Genomic DNA, 2,425 nt, shown 5'->3' on the forward strand with positions numbered 1-2,425 from the left:
CATGGTGGCGACAAGCAAACGATAAGCCTGCACCATGACCTGCGGATTACTCGACTTCATCGAGATGACCATATTGTAATAGTTCAGGTCTTCACACATCCGCATGAATTCCATCGCCGACTCAACCATACCCTGCGGTGTATCGCCATAGTGGCTCATGATCCTGTCGGATAAAGAACCGTGATTCGTCCCGATCCGCATCGCAGTTCCGTACTCCTTACAGACCTTAACTAAAGGGGCAAACTTCTGGTAAATCCGCTCCAGTTCAGCCTTGTATTCAAGGTCTGTATATTCAAAATTCTCAAACTTCTTTTTGTCGGCGTAGTTGCCGGGATTGATCCTGACTTTCTCGACAATCCGTGCCGCCTCTTCCGCGGCATTGGGAGTAAAATGTATATCAGCAATCAATGGAACATTATATCCCCTGCGCTGTAACTCTTTTTTTATAACACCTAAATTCTTTGCTTCCTTAATGCTCGGCGCCGTAATCCGCACGTACTCGCAACCGGCCTCTACCATCCTGATCGATTGCTCAACAGTCCCCATCGTATCCATGGTATCCGTCGTCGTCATACTCTGGATCCGGATAGGATTTGTTCCCCCCAATGCAATCTCGCCGATCTTCACCTCGCGGGTTAGGAAGCGGGAATAGGTGGATTGGGAATTACAATAAATGCCTGGAAGGCTTGATATGATTGGTTTGTCCATTAATTAAGATGCAATTTGCAAAAATAGGGAGAAAAGTTGGATTAGGATTCATAGGATAATAGGATTCATAAGATCATATCGCGAAAATTGTCTTGAATAGGATTTATAGGATGATAGGATAATAAGATGCTATCGACTGTCAACTCAAGAAAGCGCGTACATCACAATATTAACCCCAAACTTCGTATTATCCTCCGCCAAAAACCTCTTATTCCTGAAGTCATAATCCCACTCACAGCCGTAATCCTTATTGCTGTATAAAACTGCAATTCGTCCGTTGATTTCAATCGCTTTAAGATAATCGTGTACCAGGTCGTCGCCCCAGCCGTTGAGTTCGAAGGAAGTAGTAGGGGGGCCTTTCTCGAATCTGAAGAACGAGTTATAAATCTCGTGATTATTGGGGATCTTTTTTAATGCAGAAGGCCCAAAAAGCGAACTCATTTGTGCTTCAAAGGATTTGGCAAAAAGGCCGTCGATGTCGTGGTTGCAATCATCGACAAACACAAAACCACCATTTTGTATATACTTTTTAAAGTTCACTTTCTCCTGGTTGTTGAACTGCACCAGCTTGTGCCCGCTGAGGTATGCAAAGGGATAAAGAAAGAGTTCATCGCTGGCCAGATCAACTACCTTTTCGTCAAGGTTTACCGGTATGGTGGTATATTCCACCAGCGAGTTCAGGATGTTCGAAGGCATCCGCTGATCGGTATCCCAATCGCCGGAACGGTATCTTAGTCTCGCAAAGGTGAACCTGGAAGCAAACATTCGTCTAAATTATTGCTATAATTATTCCGGAAAGAGTTTTTTCGAAAATTTATTTAAATTATTGGTAACAGTAATGTATAAACTTCCCTTGTCAGGGATTTTATTTATAATTTTCCACTCTTAACGTTACAAAACCAATTATATATACATTTTGGAAATTTCAGAAAGTAAGCTAAAAGCGATAATTGCAAAGCTTCCCCATTTAAAAGACGAGATACAGAAAGTAATTGTCGGGCAGGACGAAGTGCTCGATGAACTCGTCATCACATTAATGGCCGGCGGGCATTGCCTGCTGGAAGGTGTTCCCGGACTGGCGAAAACGCTGATGGTCCGCACCTTGTCGCAAGCTCTCGACCTATCGTTCAGAAGGATACAATTCACTCCGGATCTAATGCCAACAGATATTATTGGAACGGAGATCCTGGAGGAAGACCATAGCACCGGAAAACGTTTCTTTAAATTCAATAAAGGCCCGCTTTTCGCGAATATCATTCTTGCAGATGAGATAAACAGAACCCCACCCAAAACGCAGTCGGCTTTGCTTGAAGCGATGCAGGAGTTTGAGGTAACTTATGGCGGCCAAACCTATCCGCTCGACAGGCCCTTTTTCATTTTGGCTACGCAGAATCCTATCGAACAGGCCGGTACTTATCCTTTACCGGAAGCCCAGCTCGACAGGTTCCTGTTATTTGTAAAGATCGGATACCCCTCAGAACAGGAGGAGTTTGGAATTCTGAGCAGTACCACAGGATCAAATAAACCAGTGATAAATCCAATTATAACTGCTGAAGAAATCATCCAGATTCAGTCGCTTGTACGCGATGTGAGCATCAGCGACGACCTGATTAACTATACCGGGAAACTGATCCGCGCCACACGCCCTGACACCACAGAAACCGCCTTCGTAAAAGAATGGGTACGATGGGGAGCAGGTCCGCGTGCCGGCCAGGCC

The 2,425-nt window shown here is 44.7% G+C and carries 3 protein-coding genes; 1 reads left to right on the plus strand and 2 read right to left on the minus strand.

Features of this window, described 5'->3' with window-relative positions; translation table 11 throughout:
* Both WBJ10_RS00555 and WBJ10_RS00560 read right to left on the minus strand, forming a co-directional pair.
* The coding region (locus WBJ10_RS00555) for a flavodoxin-dependent (E)-4-hydroxy-3-methylbut-2-enyl-diphosphate synthase (protein ID WP_424287577.1) at positions 1–708 on the minus strand (708 nt) is incomplete at its 3' end.
* 144 nt (positions 709–852) lie between these two features.
* A complete protein-coding gene (locus WBJ10_RS00560) occupies positions 853–1,473 on the minus strand; it encodes a DUF4159 domain-containing protein (protein WP_424287579.1) in 621 nt (206 codons plus the stop codon).
* A 151-nt stretch (positions 1,474–1,624) separates the two neighbouring features.
* Between WBJ10_RS00560 and WBJ10_RS00565 the strand changes: the two genes are divergently transcribed.
* The coding region (locus WBJ10_RS00565) for an AAA family ATPase (protein ID WP_424287581.1) at positions 1,625–2,425 on the plus strand (801 nt) is incomplete at its 3' end.

The organism is Daejeonella sp., from assembly GCF_049655485.1.
In the GTDB taxonomy this organism is placed as follows: Bacteria; Bacteroidota; Bacteroidia; order Sphingobacteriales; family Sphingobacteriaceae; genus Daejeonella.

Coding starts and splice junctions, on each gene's coding strand:
- WBJ10_RS00560 (WP_424287579.1), bottom strand. CDS start 1,473: ATGTTTGCTTCCAGGTTCACCTTTGCGAGACTAAGATACCGTTCCGGC.